Consider the following 25,937-nt stretch of genomic DNA (forward strand, 5'->3'; position numbering starts at 1 on the left):
TCCCCGCCGATGCGGGGGTGATCCGGTGTTCGTGGCCGTCACGCCGGTGGCTCGGCGCCCACCTCGCCGACGCGGGGGTGTTTCACACGACGCGGTGACGCGCGAGGAGCTGCTGGCGTCCTCCCCGCCGGGGCGGGGGTGTGACGGTCGTGTACGCACGGCGGAGTTTTTCCCGCCGGTGCAGGGGTGTCTCGGCGTTCGAGGAGTAGTGCGGCGCCGCCTCGAATGTATGCGTTCGGTAAGCGGCAGGAAAGGCACACGGCTCCGGAGGCCGTCGCTGTTTGTCTGGCCCTGCACCAACTCGTTCAATGCCACGTTCGAGCCGTCACCGCCTGTCAGTACCGTCGGTTCCTCTGGGCCCGCGGTACGGTCGACCGCCCGCCACCGACCGAGGCCACGGTCCCAAGTCCCAGCAGGTCCATGCCGAAAAGCCGGCAGCGAACCAGGCCCACGCTGCGCCGGTGCCCGCACACGGCGTGCGCGTCGTAGTGGATGAGCTCTCGGTGACGGAGGTGAGCCTCGGACTGCTCGACTTGTACAGCTCTCGACCTTCGAATGTGGCGTAGAACACATGGTGGCCGCAAAGGGAATCCCTCCTTTCGGTGGGTACGCCCCTATCTGTTGCTCTAGGCGTGAAGACGTTGATCCGCTAAGTTCCCCCCGCTAATAATCTTCATGAAACTTCAGAAAGTGGCTGCGCATGTTGCGACGCAGGCATCGCGGGGGAGCGGTGCGTGGGAGAGCCGCCGCCGCGGCACTGGTGGTGCTCCTTAGTGGCGCCGGCACCGGGAGTGCGGTGGGTGCCGGAGCAGCTGAAGCGCCGCCGTCGACATCGGAAGTGCTCCCCTTGACGCCCTCGGAACCTGCGGACGAACCGGGACGGGGCAAGGCGTTCTGGCAGGATGACGGCCCACCAGCCGAGTCGGAGGAGCAGAAAGCCTCTCGCAGGGCTGCCGAGTTGGGGCAGCGCGTCGAGGTCACCGGGCTCACCACCACCACTGGGCAAGTGTTCGCCAACAGTGATGGCACCTTCACTGCGGTCTCCGCTGCCGCTCCTGAGCGCGTGCGCAAGGACGGCAAGTGGATGGCGGTTGATACCACGTTGGTAATGGGGGCGGACGGCTCGGTCAGACCAAAGTCGGCCGAAGACATTGTGGTATCAGGTGGCGGTACCGGTCCGCTGGCGCGGATGAGGCTAGGCGGGACCGAGTACGCGGTCACTGCCCCATGGGGGCTTCCCGAGCCGGTGCTCGACGGATCGTCCGCGATCTATAAGTCGGTACTGCCGGATACCGACGTGGTGGTGCAGACGCATGCAGACGGCTTCAGCTATCACGTGGTGCTGCGCACTCGGGATGCGGCCGCCAACCCTGCGTTGGAGTCGATGCGCTTCCCGATCACCACCAAGGGCCTGACTGCGCAGTCGTCTCCCTCGGGCGGCGCCGCGTTCGTGGACGCTTCCGGTCAAGCTGTTGTGTCGAGCAGCTCCGCCCTCATGTGGGATTCGGCCCCCGCGCCTGCATCGACGACTGTGACCGGCCTGCGCAGCAATACCGTTGAGCAGAGCAGTTCCGGTAGTGCCTCGCTCAGCCCTGGTGCCGGCTCTCGTACAGCGGTCATGGACGTAACTGTCACCGACGAGACATTGTCCATAGCTCCGGACCATGAGTTCCTGCAGGACCCTGCGACGGTCTACCCAGTGGTTCTTGACCCACCGTCCTTGAAGGCATCACTGACCGGATGGACTACGGTCTGGTCCGACTCCGCAAGTACCAGTTTCTGGAAGACTAAGCACGCTCTTGGCGTGGGCTATGACGCCTACGTTGACAACAAACTGTCGCGCTCGCTCTTCCAGTTCGACACCAGGTCAGTCGCAGGTAAAAAGATTCTCGGGGCAACGTTCACGTCCTACGCCATTTGGTCCGCCAACTGCGAGAAGCGCGATATTGACCTTTACCGGACTGGAACCATCTCCAGTTCGACCACCTGGAGTCATCAGCCGTCCTGGTCCGCTAAGGTCGACACCGTCTCAGCAGCCAAGGGATTCTCATCCAGCTGCCCGGACGGCGACATCGAGTTCGATGCCACGGCCGCCGTCGCATACACGGCGAAGGCCAAATCGACGACTACCACCTTGGGGCTGAGGGCGAGCGAGTCGGATCCGATCGCCTGGAAGCAGTTCATGTCCCCCCTGGACGAACGGGCCTCCACGGAGCGCAAGCCGCGCCTGTCCATCACTTACGTGACACCGCCGAACAGCAAGCCTTCCACGGTGAAGATGTCCGATCCCAACGTTTCCTGTTCGGCATCTACCAGCCCCGCGTTCATCCGGGATGACACACCGCGGCTGACGGCTACGCCGACTTCGAGTGACGGATCGAACGCGATTCTGCGCCCGAACTTCGAGTTGTACAAGGGCAGCAGCACGACGCCGACCGTCCTGAAGCCGAGTACGTGGACCGGCAGTGGTACGGCGGGCACCTCGGTTACCGCCGCGCTGTCCAAAGACGCGACATACAAGTTCCGTGCCCGTACGGAATACAAGTACACCTATGGAGGTGCGACCAACTACCTCTATGGCCCCTGGTCCGCCTACTGCTACTTCGAAGTGGACCCTGGAGGGCCTCCTCAGCCGGACGTCACGTCGGTCGCATACCCCGAGTGCGCCGGGACTGATTGCTCGGTCGACAGCGAACACGGCGGAGTTGGCACTCCTGGGAAGTTCGTGATCATGGCAAACGCCTCTGACGTGCGCCGCTATGACTGGTGGCTCAACGGCGTCAAGCTGGGCAGTAAGCAATTTGCTGCCAACACGCCCTCATATGAAATGTCGGTGACTCCGGACAAGCGGCTGACCAATACCTTGCGGGTGCAGACGTTCGACAATGCCGGGTATCCCAGTGCCCACAAGGACTACCTGTTCAAAGTGGGCCGGCCCTCCGATTCCGTTGCTGCCTGGAAGTTCGACGAAGGTACCGGGACTGCTGCGGCCAATGCGCACGGCAGTATCCACCTCATGACCTTGAACCAGTCCTCCTGGGTATCCCAGGCGAGGAACGGTGCCGGTCTTGCAGGTACTGGCACTACAACCTGGGCGGGCACCCAGGGGCCTGTAGTAGATACTGCGAACAGCTTTGCCGTCGCCGCGTGGGTCCGCCTCAAGGACAAGCAGCAGACCACCGTGCTGCAGCAGCAAGGTGTCAACGTGGGCGCTTTTCAGTTGTACTACTCCACCGGCTATGACCGTTGGATCTTCAACCGATACGCCACGGACCAGACCAGCGATGAGACAACCATCGCCCGAGCTGTATCCGCACGGCCTCCCGTCATCGGCGCTTGGACACATCTGCTGGGCGTTTACAACAAAGAAGCCAACAGGATTCAGCTCTATGTGAACGGGCAGTTGGAAGCTGAGACGTCCTTCACCACACCATGGGCTGCAAACGGGCCCATGGAAATCGGACGCTGGCATGCCGGCACGCAGATGTATGCGGACGTCGACCATGTTCAGGCATGGAAGCGCGTGGTCTACCCATCCGAGCTGAACGCGCTGGTCAACATGGAGGACTCTGGCACGGGGCTTCCTCAGCCTGAGCTCCTGGCTCACTGGGAAATGAACGAAACGTCCGGTACCACTGCCGTTGACAGCACTGGGCGAGGTAACTCACTTGCCCTTCAACCAGGCGCGTCGTTCGTTGCCAACGACGAGTTCGGCCACACGACCGTCATGGCTCTTGACGCGGATACCGGCGGGCACGCCACTGCTTCAGCAGTGCTGGACAATAGCGGCAGCTTCTCCGTGGCCGGATGGGTCAACCTCTCAGCGGACTCCAAGCTGGAAGACACCACCATCGCCCACTCGCCCACCGTCTTTTCCCACCCAGGCACTCAGCGGGACGCTTTCCGCCTGTGGTACCGGCAAGAACCGGGTGAGGCGGTCGGAGACTGGAACTTCGGCCTGTTCAGCAGTGACGTACTCGGAGGGCCGGGCGCCATGACGACCTCCGACGAGGTGAACTCGCCCAACGGCTGGGTGCATGTGGTCGGCGTCTTCGACTCAGCCGCACAGTCGGTCAAGCTCTATGTCACCGGTGAACGGCAAGGTGACGAGGACGGCGCTTTGTTCAAGGGCGTCTTCCAGCCGGCTGGGCCGCAGATGGTCGGGCGAGGGCGCCGTCATGACAACGGCCAGTGGGGCAACCTCCTGCCGGGCCGTCTCGATGACCTACGCGTCTACGCCGGAGTGCTGTCAGAAGCCGAAATCACCAGACTGTCCACCGTGGACGAGCCTCCGGTACCCATTGAGTAGCCCCTGTCCACTTCTTCCCGTGCCACCGGGGCAGATCATGAGCAGAAGTGGTCCACTTCTCCTCTCGACGGGGGTTGGCGATTGTGCTAGGAGGTGGCGAGATGCGCCTCGCATGCCAATTCGTGGCTTTCACCGAACAGCCGGTCTATGCGGGATATCACCAAATAGTGTGCTCCTGATGGGCGGCTCCGCCGCCACGACAACCGCATGTGAGGCTCCCACTTCCGGTTCTGCTCCACGCTCTTCGCGTCTGTGCCGGGGCGCGGTCCGAACAAGACGCCAGCCAACTACCGGTGGGGACGAGCCGTTCACCCCCACCGACTGAACCTCTGACGCGCTGCCCACCCCGTGGTGTGCAGCGGTAACCCCCGTGGTGCGCCGAATCCGATCCGGCTCGGTACACCGCTTCGTTTCACGACCGAAGGAACGCACTGTGACAAGGCGCAGATTCGCGCTGCCCTCATGGTCATGGCATCAAGCGGGACGCCGCAGACTGGCAGCAGTCAGTCTCCCCGTCACCGCTGCCGTGATGGCAACGCTGCTCGGAGCGGCTCCAGCCGAAGAAGCAGGCCGCAGCCACAGCAAACTGCCTGAGCCTAAGTACGGCAAGGCAGTTGCCTTCAAGGCCCAGATCAGCAAGGGCGTTGATCCAGCCGACGAGGCCGCCGCCAAGACCCGCAAGCAGGTTGCTAACGAGCCCGTATGGCCTGCCCCAGGCTCGGCAACGGTGGAACTAGCCCCTGCAGCAGCGCACCAGAAGTCGAAGGCCAGCAGCCTGCCAGTAACGCTGGCCGTCCCGGGCCGGCCCAAGTCCGCGGCCACCAAGGTGGCCCAGGCCCCGACGAAGGCCAAAGTGACTGTTCTCGACCGCAAGGTGGCCAAGAGGCTCGGTATCGAGGGACTTGTGCTGTCCGTGCAGCGCACCGACGGCAAGACCAGCGCCTCAGACTTGTCTCTGAGCGTCGACTACAGCGGTTTCGCCCAAGCCTACGGCGGCGCATGGGCTTCCCGCCTGCGCGCTATCGAGCTGCCTCCGTGCTCTCTGACCACTCCCGACAAGCCGCAGTGCCGCGTCACGCAGGTGCTGCCCACTGACAACGACACCGAGGACGACACTCTCACCACCGAGGTCACCACCCGTCAGGCCAGCACCGCGGCAGCGACGACGACGGTGGTGGCACTCACCGCGGCCGCTTCCTCCGACCAGGGCAGTTACCAGGCCACACCTCTGTCGGCGTCCTCCACTTGGGCGGGCGGCGGATCGAACGGCGACTTCACCTGGTCCTACCCCATGGACGTCGTGCCCGCACCTGCCGGCACCCCCCCGTCGCTGTCGCTGGGCTACTCGGCGCAGAGCGTCGACGGCCGCACCTCCACCACCTCCGCGCAGCCGTCGTGGGTCGGCGAGGGCTTCGACCTGCCAACGTCCTACATCGAGCGTTCCTATGGCTCCTGCGACGACGACGGTCAGGATGACAAAGCCGACCTCTGCTGGAAAGAGAACAACGCCTCGGTCGTCTTCAACGGGAAGTCCAGCCCGCTGATCAAAGACGCCAACGGCTGGCACCTGAAGAGTGACGACGGTGAAAAGATCACCCTAGCGACCGGGGCGGCCAACGGCGACGACGGTGACACCGGTGACCAAGGCGAATACTGGACCTTGACCACCACCGACGGAACCCAATACGTGTTCGGCAAGAATCGTCTGCCTGGTTGGTCCGACAATGGCACCGCCACCGACGACCCCGTCACCAATTCCACATGGACTGTCCCGGTCTTCGGTGACGACTCCGGTGAACCCGGCTACTCCAGCGGTACCAGTTTCGCTGGACGGGCCAAGCTTCAGGCATGGCGCTGGAACCTCGACTACGTCGTTGACCCGCACGGCAACGTCACCAGCTACTGGTATTCCCCAGAAGGCAACTACTACGCCAAGAACGCCTCGACTGGTAACGGCACCTTTTACCACCGCGGCGGCTGGCTCAAGCGTATCGACTACGGTCAGCGAGCCGACAGCATCTTCAGCAAGCCTGCCGCAGCCCGTGTGAAGTTCGATGTCGCCGAGAGGTGCATACCTGTCACCGGCGGGGAAACCTGCGGCACCCTGACCGCGACGAGCAAAGCGGCTTGGCCGGATGTGCCGTTTGACCAGATCTGCGCCGCCAACACCACCTGCACTGATCGCAACGCGCCGTCGTTCTTCACCCGCAAGCGACTGACCGACGTGACCACGCAGGTCTACAAAGGCACCGGCACCGGCGCGGACACCGACTACCGCGACGTCAACACCTGGCACCTGGAACACTCCTTCCCAGACCCGGGCGACGGCTCCGCGCCAGGCTTGTGGCTGAAGAGTATCCAGCGCACCGGAAAGTCCGGCACCACTCCGATCACCCTGCCAGCGGTCACTTTCCAGGGCGTCCAGCTGCACAACCGCGTCGACAAGACGGGCGACGACGTCGCGCCGTACATCAAATGGCGTGTCCGCAAGATCACTTCTGAGACCGGGTCGGTCGTAACCGTCAACTACTCCGACCCCGAGTGCATAGCAGACACCAACCTGCCCACCGCACTCGACAAGAACACCAAGCGCTGCTACCCCGTCAAATGGATCCCACCCTCCAACCCCACCGGCGGAGAGGACCCGCAGCCACGCACCGACTTCTTCCACAAATACGTCGTCACCCAGGTCACCGAATCCGACCCGACCGGCGGCGCACCCCTGAAGGAGACCGACTACACCTACACCGGCGGCGGCGCCTGGGCCTACGACGACGAATCACCCATCTCACCGGCCAAGTACCGCACATGGGGAATCTGGCGCGGCTACAACACGGTCACCACCACCATCGGTGAAGCCTCCGGGACCCGCTCGAAGACCACCGCGCTCTACTACCGCGGCATGCACGGTGACAAGCAGACCAGCGGCACCCGCAGCGAGACGATCACCGACTCACAGGGAGTGTCCCAGACCGACTCCGAGGAGTTCACCGGCCAGCTCCGTGAGGAGATCACCTACAACGGCGCCTCCGGTCAGGAAGTGTCCGCCAAGGTCATCACCCCCTGGTCGCGGCAGACCTCCAGCGACGGGCACTCTTACGGCACCGTCCGCGGCTACATGGTCCGCACCGGCACCCAGGTCACCCGCACCCGCTTGAACAGCGGAGGCACACTCACCGCTACCTCGACCACCACCTACGACCCGACCAGCGGGCTGCCGCTGACCGTTGAAACCGACGCCAACGGTTCAAAGGACTGCACCCGAACCTGGTACGCCACCGACGAAACCAAGTGGATGCTCTCCTACCCCAAGCGGGTGGAAAAGGTTTCCGCCGCCTGCTCGGTGACTCCCAATCGTACAAACGATCCCAAGACCACCGACCTGGTCTTCGAAACACGCATTTCCTACGACAACCAGGCTTACGCAGCCGCCCCGACCAAGGGCGATGCCACCCGCACCGAGCGCCTCGTCGGCTACGCCACCGACGGCTCCGGCCAGTATCAGACTGTCACCACCGCCGCCTACGACGCGCTGGGCCGCCCCACGGACACCTGGGACACCAAGGGCACGCGAACCAAGAACATTGCCTACACCCCGGCCGCCGGCGGTCCCGTCACCCAGACAACGACCACCAACGCAGCCGGCCATACAGCCATCGCTGAACACGCTCCCGACTGGGGTGTGGACCTCTCCCGGACGGACGCCAACGGCAACCGCACCGAACTCGCCTACGACGCTCTCGGCCGCCTCACCGACGTCTGGCTGGCGGACCGCGACCGCACCCAGGCTCCCAGCCAGAAGTACGAGTACAAAGTCCAGTCCGGTGCCGCCTCCTGGGTGGCGACCAAGTCCCTGAACAACGACGGCACCACGTACCTCACCCAGTACGCCATCTACGACGCACTGCTGCGCCCTCGGCAGGTCCAGATGCCCGCGGCCACCGGGACCGGCCGGGTGATCTCCGAAACCAAGTACGACAGCCGCGGCCTGGCAGTGGAAACCGCCGCACAGTACATAGACAACCAAGCCCCCAGCGGGTCTCTCGCCACGCTGATCACCGCTGCACCCGCCGGCACAGAAACCATCTTCGACGGCGTGGGACGCCCCACGGTGCAGAAGAACCTGGTCAGGGGCCAAGAGCACTCACGCACCACCACCACCTACGACGGGAACACCACCACCGTCCAGCCTCCCGAGGGCGCCCCGGCCGTGTATGAGGAGTACGATGCCCGCGGCCGCCTGGCGGAGAAGCGGGAGTACAACGGCAACACGGTCACATCCGACTACACCGGATTCACCTACACCTACGATCACGCCGACCGTCTGAAGACCGCCAAGGACAGCGACGGCAACACCTGGTCCTTCGGCTATGACCTCCTCGGCCGGCAAACCAGCGCCTCGGCCCCTGACTCCGGAAGCTCCACCACCGATTACAACGACCTCGACCAGGTCATCGCCGCGACCGATGCCCGCAACAAGACGATCGGCTACACGTACGACAGCCTGGGCCGGCAGACCGCCCGCGTCGACGGCCGCGTTCCCCTCGTCGGCGGAGTGCCCACCCCGGAGAACGCGAAGATCCTGGCCCGCTGGTCCTACGACACCATCGCCAAGGGCCAGCTCACCTCCAGCATCCGCTACGTCGGAGGCAAGACCGGCGACGTCTACGCCATCACCAACGCCTCCTACGACAAGCTCTACCGGGTGCTGAAGGAGCAGTACACGATCAGCACCAAGGAAGGGGCCCTCGCCGGTACCGGCGTCTACACCATCAGCAACACCTACAACATCGACGGCACGCTGCAAAAGCGCACCATCCCCGCCATGGGCGGACTCGCCGCCGAGACTCTCGACTACGGCTACACCTCAACCCGTCTCCCGGATACCCTCCAGGGCCTGACCGGCATCGTCCAGAACACTGACTACCTTCCGGCCGGCGAGCACATCCGCACTACCCTGGGCGTCTCCTCCTCCGCGGACTGGACCGAGGTCAACTACGCCTACGAAGAAGGCACTCAGCGACTTGCCCGCCAGACCGTCGTCTCCGAAACCCGCACCGGCACCGACGCCGATATCTACTACCACTACGACAAAGCCGGGAACCCGACCGAGATCGATGACCTCTCCACCAGCCCCGGTGACAAGCAGTGCTTCGCATATGACGGCCACCGCCGTCTGAAGACCGCCTGGACCGCCACCGGCGACTGCGCCACCACCCCCGCTGCCAGCAGCATCGGCGGCCGCGCACCGTACTGGCAGAGCTTCACCTACGACTCGAGCGGAAACCGAAAGACCACCACCGACCACTTGGCAACTGGAGGCCCGGCCACCACCACCTACACCTACAAAACCGCCGACCAACCCCGCCCGCATGCCCTGACCAGCACAGTCACCAGCCTAGCCTCGGGCACGCAGACCATGAACAGCTACACCTACTGGGAGAACGGAGCCACCAAGACCCGCAACCTCAACGGCACTACCCAAACCCTCGACTGGGATGTCGAAGGCGAGCTGGAGAAGGTCACCGAAGCCAGCGGCGCAACCACCACCTTCCTCAACGACGGCGACGGCAACCGGCTCATCCGCCGAGACGCAACCGGAACCACCCTCTACCTGGCCGAGACCGAACTCCGCCTCGACAAGGCCAGCGGAAGAGTCACCGCCACCCGCTACTACACACATGCGGGCAAAACAGTGGCGATGCGCACCCCCAGCAACCTGACCTGGATGTGCACCGACCACCACGGCACCGCCGACCTCCAGGTCGACTCCGCCACCCAGGCCCTCACCCGCCGCCCCACCAAACCCTTCGGCGAAGACCGCGGTACTGAGAAACCCGCCACTTGGCGCGGCGAGAGGGGTTTCGTCGGAGGAACCGAAGACCCAACTGGCCTCACTCACCTCGGATCCCGCGAATACGACACAACAAACGGACGCTTCATCAGCGTCGACCCCATCGGCGACATCAAAGATCCGCAACAGGTCAACGGCTACGGCTACAGCAATAACAATCCCGTCACCTTCTCCGACCCCGACGGTGCGTTCTTCGGCGCCATTATCGGAATAATCAGGGCAGCGGTCAAAGCCGTCATATCGACGGCTAGGGCTATGTGGAAGACCGTCACTCGCAGTAGCGGCAGTGGTGCCGCATCCGGTGCGATGTCCACCGCCGGGAGCGCAAACTACAGCCAGAGCAGTAGTCCCGGCTCAACGTGCTACAGCTTTTCGCGTAAATACGTCATTCCTGTGTCGTGCGACAGCGGGTCGGGTGAGCCGTCAAACCCCCAGGCGCGCGGCGGATGGAAAGAAGCAGCTGCAGGGGCCGGACGTTGGGTGACGGAAAGCCTCGATTTCTTGGCCAAGGCGAGCCCGTTTTGCTGGTTCGAGGACTGTGACGTCACCGACGATTATGATGAATTCATCGAAAGTAAAGGTGTCGATACCGACTCCGAGCTTTATCAGGACACACAAACCAGGCTCGACATCTACAGCTCGCTCAGTGCAGCTGGCGCTTGGCGATCGGGAGCAAGGCTCCTGAAGAGCGGCAGCAAGAAGCTCGACGCAGTAGTTTCTCGCTGTAAGTGCTTCCTTGCCGGTACAGCCGTTCTCGTAGCCGATGGCTCCACCAAGAAAATCGAGGATGTCAAGCTCGGCGACAAGGTAATGGCGACTGACCCGGAGACCGGTCAAACGGCACCCCGGAAGGTAACCGGAATAATCCGGACGGACGGGGACAAATACTTCAACGAACTGTCCATCGCCACCAACGATGGCATCGAGAAGCTGACCGCGACCCACGAGCACCCCTTCTGGTCTCCCTCCCGGCATGACTGGGTCCCAGCTGGCGAGCTCGCTCCAGGCATGACCTTGCGTACCGAAAAGGGAAAAACAGTCGTCGTTACGGGTAATCGCCCCTTCACCCGGCATGCGCGCACATACAATCTGACGGTCGACAGCCTCCACACCTACTATGTGCTGGCGGGCGAGACTCCGGTGCTTGTTCACAATGCATCGCCAGGTCAGAAGTGCGATCTGACGCTAGGTGCTGGTCCGCATGCGCGAGAGGGGGTAGCCTTGGTGAACGGTGACATCGACGAAGATGGCGTTCGGGATCTGATCAATGAGTCAGGAAATGCGCATGGCTGCCACACCTGCGGCTCCAGGGTTCCTGGGACTAAAAAGGGTGAGTGGATTCCGGACCATCAGCCAGCATCTAGTCTCGTCCCTTTCGGGTTTCCTCAGACGGCGTATCCTCACTGTCTCATCTGTGCGCGGATGCAAGGTGGGGTCGTCTCGCAACTTTCACAAGGAAAGAGTAAGAAGGAATGGTAGCTCGTGGCCCTGTGGCTGCATTTCAGGCAAAAATCGAACACGGGTGCCTGATCTTGCGAGATGCAGGAAGCGAGGATGACGTCAGCGACTGGGATCCGGCGTCGAACAGCTGGTATCAAGAGGGCAGTGCAGTCATTTTCGGTGTTCAGGCCAGCGTAGATGGTCCTGTCGAATGTGAGGTATGGAAGTCGGCTCCTCCTGAGACGCTTCCCGTGACCCTTGTCGAGGTGTCACTCCCATGTCCGTCCGGGTGGCTCGTATTGCACGATCCGAACGAACACGCTCGAATGCAATTCGCGGGGTTCCCTGGCTCCGTGAGCTGTTCGGTGATGGTGGATGATCCGCAATTCCCGTCACAAGTGCAGATCTTGCTTGGGGAAAAAGACAAGTAGTTTCCTGGAATAGCCGAGCTATTCAGAGACTGCGCTAGTTCTCGTTGAAGCCCCGTCAAGCGAGTGCTGACGGGGCTTCTGCGTGGGCGTCCTAGACGTCATCATGCGTTGGCTCAGAGTGCACGGCCGAAAATTCTCCCCAAGGGAAGCCGTTGCCGAGACCAGTTCCCGGTGGCAGCGTATTACCAGCCCATCAATACGGTGGACACGCTGAGTGACTGATGCGGGCTGGTCGTTTGGGGCGGCCAAAGTGGTCTGGTGTCAACCTGTGTGGTGGCCATTCCCCGGCGGAACACCTCCGCTTCGGCGGGGAGGACCTGGCCCTGGAATTCATGCAGCATATCGGCTCCGGAACACCCCCGCGTCGGCGGGGGTGTTCCAGACGATGCGGTGACGTGCGAGGAGCTGCTGGCGTCCTCCCCGCCGGGGCGGGCCGGACGCCAGCAGCCACGGACGAGGAGCGCGGGGGGTTTGTGGACCTTCGTGATGGCTCCATAGCGATGGACGAGCACATTGCGATGCACCGGGCGTCGGACGCAGGAGCCACTTCAAAGAGGCAGGGTGGACGCGCCCTTGGGGACCAGACGGTGTCCGCGCACCTGAACGGCATGCACGGTACCGCACACTATGCACCCTGATTTCTCACTGTATATGCGGGCAAATTGGATACCCCCTTCCTGGGGGTCAAGGGGGCGCAGGTTCAAATCCTGTCGTCCCGACTGGAGACAGTCGCAGGTCAGGGCCGGTTTCGGAGCAATCCGAGACCGGCCCTCGGCCGTTTTTGGGGACCAGTTGGGGACCAGTGCTCCCTTGACCGGTGTCAGCGGGTCATGACGATCCGGCTCGGGAGTGAGCGGGGGGCGCGGACTGCGCTGAGGTGTGTGGAGAGTGCTGCGCCGGCGGCCGTGATCTTGTGGACGTCGGGGTGGAGGTAGCGCTGGGTGGTCATGAGGGAGCCGTGGCCGGCGATGCGCCGCAGGACGTGGACCGGGACTCCCGCGTCGGCGAACCAGGTCAGGCCGGTGTGCCGGAGGTCGTGGCGGCGCAGGTGTTCGTAGCCGAGCCGGATGACCACGTCGTCCCAGTGGGTGGCGTCGCGCAGGACGGCGGTGGAGATGCGTCCGCCGCGCGGGCCGGTGAACAGGCGGGCGTCGGGGTCGGGTCCGGCGGACGGGATGCGCTGGGCGACGAGGGGGCGGGTCTCCTCGATGATGGGGACCTTGCGGGCCCGCTTGCCTTTGGTGCCCTTGTCGGTCAGGCCGCCGGGTGCGGGTGTGGTCTGGCGCCGTACGGTCCAGATCCACTGGTCGGTGTCGATGTCCTGGATGCGGCAGCCTGAGACTTCGCCGATCCGGGCGGCGGTGCAGGCGGCGAAGACGACGACGTCTCCCCAGCCGCGGTACTGGTCGTGGGAGGCGGCCACGAGCGCGTCGGCCAGCTGGACGAGACTGTCCCAGTCGGGCAGGGCCAGCGCGCGCGGATTACGGAGTTCGTCCTCGGCCTGCTTGTAGAGCTTCTGCCAGCCGGTCACGCGGGCGGGATTGACGGTGATGATGCCGTCCCGGACGGCCTGTTCCATGACGCGGACCAGGACGGCGATGGTGTTCTTGACCGTTGAGCGGCTGTGCTTGTCGGCGATCCAGTTCTGCACGGTCCGGTCGACGACACCGTTGGTGATCAGCCGAACGGCGAGGTGACCCAGGGCGGGAACCACACATCTGCGCCACCCCGCGAGGTAGGGGTCGAGTGTCTTCAGCTCCAGGCCGCGCAGCGCGAGGTCCATGTTCGCCTCGCCGTATTGGGCCAGCGTCATGGTGGCGGTCGGCGGGGTCAGGCCGGCTTGTGCGGCCTGGACGATGGCCTGGAGCCACTCCTGCGCTTCTTCTTCACTGTTCTTTCCCTCGGACAGTGACTGACGGCGTTTGGTGGTGGGATCCCACCATCGGACGCGCGCTCGGTACGGTGCCTTGGATCCCCTTGGCGGCATGACCGGACCTGAGAGCCAGCCGCTGCGGTCCTCGATCGACCTGTTTCCGATGACGCACCACGTGGAGTGCGTGGCGATCCTGGAACCCATCGCAAAGGGAGCCTGACCTGCGGGTTTGGCTGATGTGCGTTATGTGCACTGTGGGTGTTACGGGCGATATCTTGACGCTGAAATGACGCTCGCCGAGGCATCGTGACGCTCATTTGACGCTGGTTCTGATGAGCCGTCAGGTACGTTGCCCTGCTGGTCAGGCGGCCTCCTGACTGTGCGGGTGTGGCAAGGCGTCGGGAGTTTCGTGTGCCGAGCGGTCCCAATCAGCCGCCTGGGCAGCGTGCCAGTAGGTTCTTCGTCTGCTGGTGGTACAGGGGCGGCAGGGTCGCAGACCAGTGGAAACGGCCATCCACGTGGCCCGTGTTCGGTCGCTGGTCCGGGAATGGTCCGGATCTTGGCCTCTGGTCGACAGAGACGGGCTGGGGAAACGCCTGCTCGGCGTACCAACGCCGATGTGCATGCCTAAATCACGCTGAGACCTCCAGAACTTAGACCGTGTCCTACGTGGTGAGGCGGACGAGTCGCTTGTAGCAGCAGAGGGCTAAGGAAAGACCGAGGAGGCCGAGGTAGTTGCGAGGTTCTCGTTCGTAGCGGGGGCTGAGGCGGCGGTAGTCGGACAGCCAGGACATCGTCCGCTCGATAGCCCATCGACGGCGCCCCAATCTCTCGCTGAACTCGATGCCTTTGAACGGGCGATCCGTACGCCGATCTGCTTGCCTCGCAGCCATCTGCGCAGGTCGGCCCGGGCGTAGGCTTTGTCGGCTTGGAGGCGCTCGGGCTTGAAGTGGCGGCTGCGGTGGGGGTCATGTCTCGTTTGGTGACCCTCCATCATCGGCTTCAGTCCTTCGCTGTCGTGGACGTTGCCGGCGGAGACGCCCGACAAGGACAGGCAGGCCGTTCGCGTCCGACAGGATGTGCATCTTGGAACCCGGCTTGCCCCGGTCCACGTGGCCCGGACCTGTGTGTTCGCCCCCTTCTTGGCCCTGACGTGGGCGGTGTCGAGGATGACCCGGGATACGTCCAGGAGCCCGGCGTCGTTCAGGCGGTGGAGCCCGGCTTCGTGGAGCCGGCCCCATACGCCCGACACCAAACTGGATCAGGAACCGGCGGTGGACGTCGACTTCGATACCCCGAAGCAGAGCGGCAGCGACCGCCAGGCGCACCCGTTGACCAGCACGTAGACGATGGCCGCGGACACCGTCTCATCAGGCGTGTTCTGCGTTCCACCGCCCTGTAGCCGCGCCCGTTGCTCCGGAAGCAGCGGCTTGGCGATCTCCCACAAGCCGTCCGGCACGATCCAGCTCCACGTTTCCCCATACCGAGCCAACGTCCGCCTCACCACGTAGGACACGGTCTAAGTAGTCTGTCCGTAATCAGCGACTCTGATACCCGATGCTCACCAATGGAGGAGCGAGCGGTAAGCTGTTTTCCACTGCTCAAGCAGCCTGGCGGTCGCCCTCCAGGGCGACCGAGGATCGCAACGCGATCGGCCCCGGGATCATGGACCGCGCCCAGCCGACTGGCGGTCGCCCTCCGGGGCGACCGAGGATTGCAACACCACGGCGCCGATCAGGTAGTGCGGAGGCGTGCGGGACTGGCAGTCGCCCTCTGGGGCAACCGAGGGTCGCAACCTCGACTCCACGAACGTAGAGCCGCACGTCCGGGCCCCGACGGTCGCCCTTCGGGGCGACCGAGGATCGCAATGCACACTACGCCGGCGGCCCGGGGTGTGTTGGCTTTCTGGCGGTTGCCCCGTCTTCGGACCGCATTCTCTCGCCGCGCCGGACGATCCCGATGTGCTGCACCACTACTACCAGCGGCGCTATGCCTACCAGTAGGGCGGGGACGCGAAGTCCGGGCTGGGAGCGCACATCCAGAAGCTGCGGCGCGCCCTTGGCTTCCTGCAGGTGGACCGTAAGTTCAAGATGATCGAAGACGAACACAGTGTCCCGGTGGTCGTCATCCGGCACGAGCGTGGCCGGGAGTAGATCGAAGAAGCCGTCGCGCAGCTGACGGACCATTCCGGCCTTGCGGCCCGGAAGTGCTGCGCAGTCTCCAGCAGCACACACGGCCTCCCTGCCGAAGAGGGAAGTCGATTCCGCGCTGCGCTGTGGATTGGCCGTCCCGGTGACGGGCGACCCGCTGCCCACGGTGCGTGCCGCACTTGAGCGTCATCGACAACATCACGTTGCGATCCTCGGCCGTTCCGGAGGGCGACCACCACGGTGCTCCTCGCGGTTCACCTGTTCACTCACATGCTGTTGCGATCCCCGGTCGCCCCAAAAGGCAACCGCTAGTACACCATGCCCGTGACGCTCGCTCAGGCACAGCTGTTGCGATCCTCGGTCACCCTGGAGGCTGGCCGCTAGATCGTCGATCGTAGCGTTCGGCAGCCACCGGCCCAGCGTGTTGCGATTCTCGGTCGCCCTAAAAGGCGACCGCCAGGAGGCTGTCGGGGTCTTCGGTGAGCGGTGGCGAAGTCGTTACGATCCTCGGCTGCCCGGAAGGGCGAGCGTCAGGTGGAGACCATCTCGTCAAAGCCCCAACCCTTTCAGTTGCGATCCTCGGCCGCCCCGAGAGCGACCGCCACTACTTCGCTGGGCTGGTTGCCCTGCACCTGGTTGTTTAGTTGTGATCCTCAGTCGCCCGAGGGGCGACCGCCACACGGACTCACGGTCGTAGAGCTGGGCGCCCCCATGCCCTTGCGATCCTCGGCTACCCAGGAGGGCGACCGCCACGACGCCGAGGTCGGTCTTCTTGACCGCGAACTGTTCGTTGCGACCCTCGGTCGCCCCGGAGGGGGCGACCGCTACAACTCGTACCGGCACCCCTCCGGAAAGGGCGTCCAGAGATTGCGATCCTTGGCTACCCCGGCGGGCGACCGCCGTATCGCGCCGCAAGATCCATATGCGGGCAAGGATAAGTTGCGATCCTCAGTCGCTCCGAAGGGTGACTGTGAGTCTGCTGTGGACTCATGGTGTTCGTGAGCAGCGCGGGTGTTGTGATCCTCGGCCGTCCCCAAGAGCCAGTGGTGCGGATTGTCGGGGTTGGTGGTGGCGTTGTGATCCTTGACTGCCCCCAGGGGCAGCCACCACGTGTGAGCAGTGTTTTGGAGTGCTGTGAGGTAAGGGCGCGTTGCGATCCTCGATCGCCCCTGAGGGCGACCGCCACATCGTGTCCCGCCTGGTACGGATCGCGGTCGCGCTGTTGCTATCCCCGGTCGCTTTGACAGTGACCACCGCCGGGGTGTCGACCGGGGCGCTTGTCGGCCACGACGGGGGTTGCGCTCGCGGCCGTCCCGGGAGGACGACCGTCACCATCCAGAGAGCCGGGAGGTGCTGACAGCTCTCGTGTGCGAACCTCGGTCTTCCTCGGGGGACGACCTCCTTCCCGCGATTCCGGCGCGGATGAAAGACCGCTCGTTGTTGGGATCCTCGGCCGCCTTGGGCGACCGATCAAAACAGAACTTTCATGGCGCGGCTTACGTGGTGACTTCGATGTTGTGATCCTCGGTCCGCCAGGCAACGACGAACCGGATTGACCGAGGCATCGGCTGTTCCGATCCTCGGTCGTCCCGGAGGGCGACTGCCATGGGTGCAGGTCGCGGCGGTGTCGCGTGATCAGACGCGGTTGCGATCCTCGGCCACCTCGAACAGGTGGCTGCTGGCTGAGCAGTATTGTGGGGCGCTTTGAGGAAAGGGGGCGCTGTGAGTCTCGGCCGCCTCGGAGGGGGTCGCCAGGCCACGCTCCGGTTTACGAGCGCGACATTCTTCGGCATTGCGAATCTCGGTCGTCCCGGAGGGCGACCGCCACAACACCGACAACCTCTGGTGGCGCTGGTGCGGGCTGTTGCCATCCTCGGTCACCTGGGGTGTGACCGCCGAACTCGGACCAGGGCACCGAGCAGCCGTCTACTTGATTGTGATCCTCGGCCATCCCGGAGGACGTCCAATCATGCGAGGTCGTTATGATCGCCGGTCGGTCCGGGACGCAGTTGCGATCCTCGGCCGCTATAAAAGACGACCGCTACTGCTGGTGCCGATAGACCGCCGCGATGACGTCCAGGGTGTTGCAATCCTCGGTCGCCGTAGCAGACGACCGCCACGACTCAATCCAATGTTGCGTCTCATTCAGGAGGGTGTTGCGACCCTCGGTCGCCATAGAAGACGACCGCCACTAAGCCGCCATGCGTACTGGACGAGAGAAGAGCAATCGTTGCGATCCTTGGTCGCCGTAGAGAACGACCCCACTGCCGACGGCGGTGTCGCCGTTGATCACAGCGTCGGCGTTGCCATCCTCGGTCGCCGTAGCAGACGACCGCCACCGGAAGTCGGCGGCTACTCGTGGGGCAGTCTCTACATGCTGCGATCCTCGGTCGTCCCGGAAGGCGGCCGCCACTCGACCGGATAGTTACCGACGCCAAGGCGTTCCTGGGTGTTGTGATCCTCAGCCACCCGAAGGGGTGATCGCCATCCTCGGACACCGTGTGAGGACGTGGACGACCGGGGTGTTGCGATTCTTACCCGCCACGAAGAACGACCATTATCTGCATGGCGCGCACCCGCTTACCCACTCGCTCGAGGTTTTGCAATCCTCGGTCACCCCGGAGGGGCGACCGTCACGCTCTTGCCGTTAGCACCCTTCCCACATAGCACGGCGTTGCTATCCTCGGTCACCTTGAAGGGCGACCACCTTGTGGAAGCCATGGGGGGCCAGCGAGACGCAGCCGACGCTGTGATCCTCGGCCGCTCTGAAGGGCGACCTCCAGGTTCCGTCATCAGCACGTCAATACGCGTGGTCATAGTGTTGCGACCCTCGCCCGTCCCGGAAAGCGGCCGACACATCCACGCTCATATCCATCGCGTACATAGCGCGTTGGTTACGATCCTCAGCCGCCCTGGGGGCAGCCGCCGCTGCTCGTGGAGCGGTTCCAGCACTTTGCGTGCGATCGTTTGGTTGCGATCCCCGGCCTGCGTAAGGGACTTGCGTCCACATCCGGAGGACGACCGCAAGTCGGTAAGGAGCTGAGCAGCCCAAAGTTTATACACGTTTCGATCCTCAGTCCTTCCGGACCTACGGCTGGCGGTTGCGACCCTTGGCCGCCTGTAGGGCGTGTTCAGTTGATGAGCCGGGTCAGGGTCACCCCGGCGGGGACGGTGTCTTCGTCGATGGTGATGCGGTCGGTGTAGTCGTCCCAGGATCGTGCCTCGCTGTGGCCGAGCGGCTTGATGCGGATCAGGTCGAAGAGCTTGTGGGCGGGGGCTCGTCCGTAGGCGTCGTCGTGGGAGAAGACGTACAGGCCACGGATGGCCATTTCGCCGCGGGAGGATGCCCGGTCGTGGTCGAACATCATGGTCAGGGCCTGCCAGTAGGCGGCGAGGTCCTCCGGAGTGACGTTGGCCTTGGCACCGAGGGCTCCGGAGTAGAAGCCGTGGCCGCGGTAGAGGCCGTAGGGGACGTAGTGCTTGTTGCCCATCTCGGTGACCTTGCCCTTGGCCAGGTCCTCGGGTTTGTTCGGGGCGACGCGGGTGATGCCGGCCTCCAGCGGGGTGATGGGGTCGATGGAGCGGGAGAAGGTGAGCTGCATGGGCCCGCGGGCCCTTCCTGCGTGCTTCTTCTGGTCGCCCACGGACATGACGGCTCCGAACAGGCGCACGTCCCAGAAGTTGCGGATCATCCACTCCTGCGCGGTGGCGGTCTCGCCTTCCTTGGCGCCCCCTTCGGTGTAGGCGCGCTGGATCTGCGGGTTGAGGGCGACGCCCTGTTCGACGTACATCTCGAAGCCGGGCCGGCCCTGGTGAATGAGTGTGACGGTGCTGCGGATCTTGCGCTTGAGGGCGACGTCGGTGATGAGGCCCTGGCCGGTGATGGGGTCGGTTCGGGGCATGCCGCCGGCGTCGGGGTCACCGTTGGGGTTGCCGTCCTTGACGTCGATGAGGAAGACGTAGTCGTGCTTGCGGGTGGGGTCCAGGTGTGCGTCGGTCATGGTTGCGCTGGGTGTCCTTCCGGGGCTGTGGCGTGGTGGTGAAGCTGGCGGCGGCGGGGCGTCCGTCACCAGAGGGTGTCGTCCGAGGCGTCGGCGTCCTCGACGACGGCTTCAGGAAGGGCGTCCGCTTGCTGCCCTGCGGCGAGTTCCTTGCTGGCTTCCCGTGCCTTGATGGCCTCTGCCGCAGCGCGTGCGGAGTGGGCTCGCTGGTGGTCGTAGCCGAGGACGAACAGGGCCTGCTGCTCGGTGCTCAGGTGGGCGGGGATGGTGTCGAGCAGGTCGAAGGTGTCCCGCAGCCGGTTGTCCATGGCCTTGGCCGCAGGTTCGCTGGTGCGGGCGATGGTGCGCAGGTGGGGGCGTGCTCCGATGCGGAGGCGGGTGAGGACGGCTTGGGGGGAGACGACCGCGGTGCTCAGGTACTTGTCGGTGATGGTGGTGTTGACCTTGGGCATGGCCTTGCGCTGGATCGCTTCGAGCATGGCCATGATCCGTCCGCATACGTAGCCGGGCTCGGTCGACTGGGGGTTCAGCTGGGGCACACAGAGCTCCTTGTGGCGAGTGGTCGTACGGATCAGGGCGAGGCGCAGCAGGGCGATGCGGGGCCGGTCGAGGTGGTGGTCGGCGCGGACGCGCTGCAGGAGGACCGGCAGGAGATGGGCCGGTGGTGCGGCACCGTGGAGTGCGGCTTTGGTGAGGTCGGCTTGCAGGTGCTTGGGGACGGTGGTGTCGACGTACTTGTTCTTGCGCTTGTCCCAGCGGGCGCAGGCGAGGGCGAGTCGCCAGACCGACCAGTAGGTGTAGGTGTTGTTCCAGCCGTCCCAGGTCTGCTGGTCGGAGAACCAGGTCCCGAGTCTCCGTTTCAGTTCGGGGACGGGGATGGTGATCCAGTCGGCGACGATGACCCTGTTGGTGTTCACCCGCAGGGTGAGGGCGTAGAAGGCGTCCTCGTCGAGGACTGCCAGCGCGTCACGTCCCCGCCGGGGGTGGCGGAGGCCGGCGATGAGCTGGGCCACCTCCTCGGGCTCGGGGTTGTTCAGGGCCCACATGGACGTGTCGGTGTCGGGGTTGCGGGTCCACCAGACGATGGCGGAGTCGTCGGCAAAGGCGCGGTGTTCGGGGTCGGCGAGCAGCGTGTTCAGGGCGGTGGCGGACTTGGTGCCGCAGTCGACGCAGATGGGGGTGGCACCGAGCTGCTTGGTGCCGGCCCTGAAGTGGGCGGGCTGGTTGAGACAGACCAGCTGGGTGTTCATCCCGGAGTTGGGGATGCCCTTGATGGGAACCGGGAGGATGGACAGCAACGGCATGACATGCCCGCAGACGAGGCAGAGCCCCTGGTTCGTCTTTCCCGCCTTTCCGCTCTTCGCTTTCCTGACCTTGTCGGCCCACCAGCTTCTGGCTTCCGGCAGGTCGTGGAGCCACTCGCCGTCCACGCTGATGGCGACGAGGTGATCCTTGTCCATCTCCAGCGGCCACGCGGTCGGCGCCGGGCTGTTCAGCCACGCGGCCACTGCCTGCGCCTGGGGAAGGTGAGAGTGGTCGTTGCACCAGGAGGTGACCAGTGAGCGGTAGGCGGCGTGCCGGGTTTTCGCCTTGGTCACGTCGGCAGAGTTGATCGAGAGGGCCTTCTCCCCGTCCGGCCCTTTCACCAGGCCGGGGTGAGCGAGCGCGAACTGTGCGGTGTCGGCGAACAGGATCGGTGCAGGCTTCTGCCCGGAGCGTCCGGTGTACGGGGCGGTGATCTTCCGCTGTTCCTGGCGGAGGTCGATGACCAGCGGTTCGGTGTTCCCCGTACCCATGCTGGAGAGGTCGATCTGCCACATGACCCGGCGCGCGAGGTAGTACTCCGGGGTGTCGCCCTGCCGGCTGTTGGCTTGCTGGACGAGGCTCTGCAGCAGCACGTCAGGCCACCTCCTCCGCGGAGGCGCGTCCCTCGGCTCCGGGCATGCCACCGACTTCGGCAGGGGCGAGCGGACGGTCAGGCACGTGGAGAACACCGTGCTCCAGGCTGGCCCGGAACCAGTGGTAGCGCTCCTTGCCCTTCGGAAGGTACTCGATGTGGTGGAGCATCAGCCCGAGCTCGTCCAAGGGCGGAATGCCCGCCTGGTCGGCGGCGGTGACCACGCCGGCTTCCTCTGCCGAGCCACGAGGCCCGAAGAAGGCTGCGAACTCGCGGCAGCCGAAATGGGGCTGCTCGTAGCAGGCACCACGTGCGAGCCGGCGGTCGAACTGGTCGCGGTACTTCGGCAGGGGCGCGGTGCATCGGTCGGTGGCGCGGATCGTCGCGTGGATGCGGTAGGCCACGTCGCTCAGGGCGACGGTCACCCGCTGGCCGCGGTCTTCGGCGACATCGTAGCGGTAGCCGTTGTTTGCTCTCAGGCTCTCGTAGGCGTACTTGGTGATGATCGAGTTGTTGACCTCGTTACGCCGGAAGCGGGTCCACCTCACCGGCTTGAGCTGCTCGATTCGCTCGACCTGGTAGGTCATCTCCGGCTTCCAGAAGATGGCCTCCAGCAGTCCCCTTGCCGCCGAGGGAGTCATGGTCGGATAGGAAACACGTTCGACTTTGAGTTCCGGACGGGTGAAGCAGGCCAGCGGCCCCCACGCCTCCACCTGGACGTGAAGTGGCTGGTCAGCCCTCTCCTCACGCTGCTTTCGGGGACGCGACGCAACCATGCACTTGTTCCCTTCCCTGCCTGCTGACACGGCCCGTTGTCAGTGCCTGCGGCTAGCTTCCATACGTCGCACAACCCCGAGGTCTACGCCGTGGGATTCGAGGGGTATGCGGCGATCTGGTGGGATCTCAGCGTATAACTGATAGAAAGTCAAATATGGTTGCCGACAAGGCAGTTGACGCGTTAGCTGGTTCGAATCCCGTCCCTGAAGGCAGGCTCGTGGCCCACTCGCCGGGCCACCAAGGGACCTGGCACTGGTACGAAGACCACGCCCGCGGCACGGGCGAGCTGGCCCGTCGGTTCGCAGAGCCATGGGGAGGCGGTGACCTCGCCTACCAGCTCGGACGCGACCACGACACCGGCAAAGGGGCCTGCGCGTGGCAAGAAGGGCTGATCGAGGAGGCCACCACCGGCCGCAAGACCAGACGGCCCCCACACAACGACGCCGGAGCCCTCCTGTTCGCCCGGGCGACCGAACGTTCCCCCGCTCTGCTGCCCTGCGCCGGTGTGATCGAGGGACACCACACCGGTCTGTCCGCGTGGTCGGAAGTACGGCTCCGGCTCAAGGCCCTGATGGCCGACTCCAGCGAGGTGGACGAAGCCATCCACAGGGTCGCCGCGATCATGCCGGAAATCCTGGACGGCTCATGCCCGGCCGCTCCGGACTGGCTCGACCCCCGTGACACGATCGCTGTGGAGATGCTGGTCCGCATGACCTACTCGGCCGTGGTCGACGCCGACCGGCTCGACACCGCAGCCCACTTCAGGCCCGGCACGCACATCCTGCCGCACATCGGGATGGCGGAACTCTGGGAGCGGTACGAGGCCCGCCGCCAGGAGGCCATCACCGAACGCCAGCGCTCCAAGGGAGCCTCCTGGCTGGACAAACTCCGCGAAAACGTCTACCAGGAGGCCCTCCAAGCCGCCACCGGCAAGCCGGGCGTCTACCGGCTGCACCTCCCGACCGGCGCCGGAAAGACCTTCACCGGCGGAGGCTTCGCCCTCCGCCACGCCTCCCTGCACAGACTGCGGCGCATCATCGTCGCAGTCCCCTTCATCTCCATCACCGAACAGAACGCAGCGGAGTACCGAAACCTCCTGGACCCCGAGCAAGGACCATCGGTCGTACTGGAACACCACTCAGCCGTGAACGTCGAAGCCCCGCAGCAACGCACACCACAGTCCGCCGGCACCTCGACGAACGCGAGCCACGGCCAGAAAGGCGGCCGACCCAACCGGTGGTCGAAACTGGCGACCGAGAACTGGGACGCCCCCTTCATCGTCACCACCACCGTCCGCCTGATCGAAACAATCTTCGGAAACACCCCCTGGGCCACCCGCCGGCTCCACCGGCTCGCCAACTCCGTGATCGTCCTCGACGAAGTCCAGGCCCTCCCCGACAGGCTCCTGACCCCGATCCTCTCCAGCCTGCGAGAACTCGTAGAGCACTACGGAGTCACCCTCGTACTGTCATCGGCAACCCAGCCGGAACTCGCCGCACTGAACCCCTGGCGCTCCGGCCTCCCCCAACGCGACGTCGTCGCCGACCCCGCGCCACTCTTCAAACAGCTGCGCCGCGTCAGGTACGAGTGGCGGACAGGCCCGGACGTGACCCTGGCAAGCATCGCCACCGAGGCAGCCGAGCACGACCAAGCCCTCGTCGTCGTCAACGGAACCAAGGACGCCAACCAGGTCCACCGCGTCTGGATCGGCACCAACCACGCCGAGGACCCAGGCGTCCTGCACCTGTCGACCCGCATGACCGGCGGCCACCGCCGAGAAACCATCCAGACGACGAAACAACGTCTGGAGGAGGGCCTGGACACTCTCCTCGTGTCGACCTCGCTCATCGAAGCAGGCGTCAACCTCGACTTCCCCCGCGGATACCGCGCCAGATCAACACCAGAGTCCGAACAGCAGGCCGCCGGACGAGTCAACCGCGAAGGCAAACGCCCCAAGCAAGACAGCGTCATGACCATCTTCGACCCCCGGGACGGACTCAACCCGGAACTGGTCTACAACACGTGCGCCATCGCAGCAGCATCCCGCCACTTCGGCGACGGGCTGGCCTATCCCGACGATCTGGACGCCCTCCGCTCGTACTACCAGCACCGCTACCGCCTCCAGGCAGGACAGCACTCCAAGGACCCCAACGGAGCCACCGGCGAAGTCATCGAAGCGCTGCGCGCAAAACTGCACTACCCGGAGGTCGCGCGCAGAATGAGGATCATCGACAACGAACACTCCGTAGCCGTGGTCGTCATCCGCCCCCACCTCAAAGAAGAAACCCGACAGGCCGCCCAGAACGCCGTCGACCAGCTCCGCCGTGGCCTGCCAACACCGGCGACCTACCACACCCTGCAGGAACACATGGCATCCATCCCCCAGCGGGAACTGGAACTGGCAATTAACGCTGGCCACGCCATCGAAATCGCCGGCGATCTGCACCAGTGGGTCGGCCCCTACCATCCCCAACGAGGTATCGAACCTCTTACATGACCATCCAGACCACCAAGCAGCGACTCGTCGATGCGCTGGTCCCATGGTGTGATGGTCAATGGCATAGGAATGAGAGCTTAAAACCCTTGAAGTCCCAACCAGGCGCGGTGGTCACCCCCAGAAGCGACCGAGGATCGCAGCGCGGACGGCACGATCTATCTTTGTGGCAGAACGCAGTTGGCGGTCGTCCTTCGGGGCGGCCGAGGATCGCAACGTCGTGCCGCCCATGGTCCGCGGCTTCAGACTGGCAGTGGCGGTCGTCCTTCGGGGCGGCCGGCCGAGTATCGCAACGACTTCTACGTCTCGGTGACCGCTGACCAGCTCACGTGGTGGTCGCCCTCCGGGGCGGCCGAGGATCGCAACACCCGCTCACCCACGCGCGCGGACACCGACGGCAGCGTCGCGGTCGCCTTCCGAGGCGGCCGAGGATCGCAACCACAGCGCCCAGCGCAGGCGCGGGTCACGGACCCTCGGGTGGCGGTCGCTCTCCGGAGGCGGCCGAGGATCGCAACACGTCGGCCTGGCGGACGGGGGCCAGGTCCTCGAACGTGGCGGTCGCCCTCCGGGGTGGCCGAGGACCGCAACATCAACTCCGCGCAGGCCCGGCACCCCGCGCTGCCCCGTGGCGGTCGCCGTCCGGGGCGGCCGAGGATCGTAACGCCCTCTACGTCGAGCTGAAGCCCCGCGGCTGGGTGTGACGGTCGTCCT

7 protein-coding genes, 2 pseudogenes and 1 CRISPR repeat array (1 of these 10 cut by a window edge) are annotated in these 25,937 nt (G+C 64.8%); of the genes and pseudogenes, 3 read left to right on the forward strand and 6 right to left on the reverse strand.

What is annotated here, in order from left to right; genetic code table 11:
* Positions 1-194: direct repeats of the CRISPR family, unit length 27 nt; it begins 799 nt to the left of the window's first position.
* A gap of 183 nt (positions 195-377) precedes the next feature.
* Positions 378-488 (reverse strand): annotated as a pseudogene (locus tag HB370_RS42230) (transporter); the annotation flags it as partial.
* 359 nt (positions 489-847) lie between these two features.
* Between HB370_RS42230 and HB370_RS37300 the strand changes: the two are divergent.
* Together HB370_RS37300 and HB370_RS37305 are read left to right on the forward strand one after the other, a co-directional pair.
* Positions 848-4,309, forward strand: a complete 3,462-nt coding sequence (locus tag HB370_RS37300) for a LamG-like jellyroll fold domain-containing protein (protein ID WP_244405782.1) — start codon at positions 848-850, stop codon at positions 4,307-4,309.
* Between the two features lie 529 nt (positions 4,310-4,838).
* The gene (locus HB370_RS37305) at positions 4,839-11,642 is read left to right on the forward strand and encodes a polymorphic toxin-type HINT domain-containing protein (protein ID WP_078637640.1); all 6,804 of its coding nucleotides are present in this window, start codon (positions 4,839-4,841) and stop codon (positions 11,640-11,642) included.
* A gap of 1,212 nt (positions 11,643-12,854) precedes the next feature.
* Here the strand turns inward: HB370_RS37305 and HB370_RS37310 are convergent.
* The 5 genes and pseudogenes from HB370_RS37310 to cas5c all read right to left on the reverse strand — a co-directional run bounded on the left by HB370_RS37310 (position 12,855) and on the right by cas5c (position 22,731).
* Positions 12,855-13,847: a site-specific integrase gene (locus HB370_RS37310; RefSeq protein ID WP_244405784.1), complete on the reverse strand. Its 993-nt coding sequence runs from the start codon at positions 13,845-13,847 to the stop codon at positions 12,855-12,857.
* Between the two features lie 725 nt (positions 13,848-14,572).
* A pseudogene (locus HB370_RS37315) lies at positions 14,573-15,399 on the reverse strand (IS5 family transposase).
* 3,789 nt (positions 15,400-19,188) lie between these two features.
* Positions 19,189-20,058: a type I-C CRISPR-associated protein Cas7/Csd2 gene (gene cas7c, locus HB370_RS37320; protein ID WP_167513079.1), complete on the reverse strand. Its 870-nt coding sequence runs from the start codon at positions 20,056-20,058 to the stop codon at positions 19,189-19,191.
* 65 nt (positions 20,059-20,123) lie between these two features.
* Positions 20,124-21,956: a type I-C CRISPR-associated protein Cas8c/Csd1 gene (gene cas8c / locus HB370_RS37325; RefSeq protein WP_167513080.1), complete on the reverse strand. Its 1,833-nt coding sequence runs from the start codon at positions 21,954-21,956 to the stop codon at positions 20,124-20,126.
* Position 21,957: 1 nt separating this feature from the next.
* A complete protein-coding gene (gene cas5c, locus HB370_RS37330) occupies positions 21,958-22,731 on the reverse strand; it encodes a type I-C CRISPR-associated protein Cas5c (RefSeq protein WP_208974479.1) in 774 nt (257 codons plus the stop codon).
* A gap of 155 nt (positions 22,732-22,886) precedes the next feature.
* On the opposite strand from cas5c, the gene HB370_RS37335 reads away from it, so the two are divergent.
* Positions 22,887-25,229 carry a CRISPR-associated endonuclease Cas3'' gene (locus HB370_RS37335; protein WP_167513081.1) on the forward strand — a complete coding sequence of 781 codons (2,343 nt, stop codon included), beginning with the start codon at positions 22,887-22,889 and terminating at the stop codon, positions 25,227-25,229.
* The last annotated feature ends 708 nt before the right edge of the window (positions 25,230-25,937 follow it).

Source organism: Streptomyces sp. DSM 40868 (assembly GCF_011820545.1).
Classification (GTDB): Bacteria; Actinomycetota; Actinomycetes; order Streptomycetales; family Streptomycetaceae; genus Streptomyces; species Streptomyces eurythermus.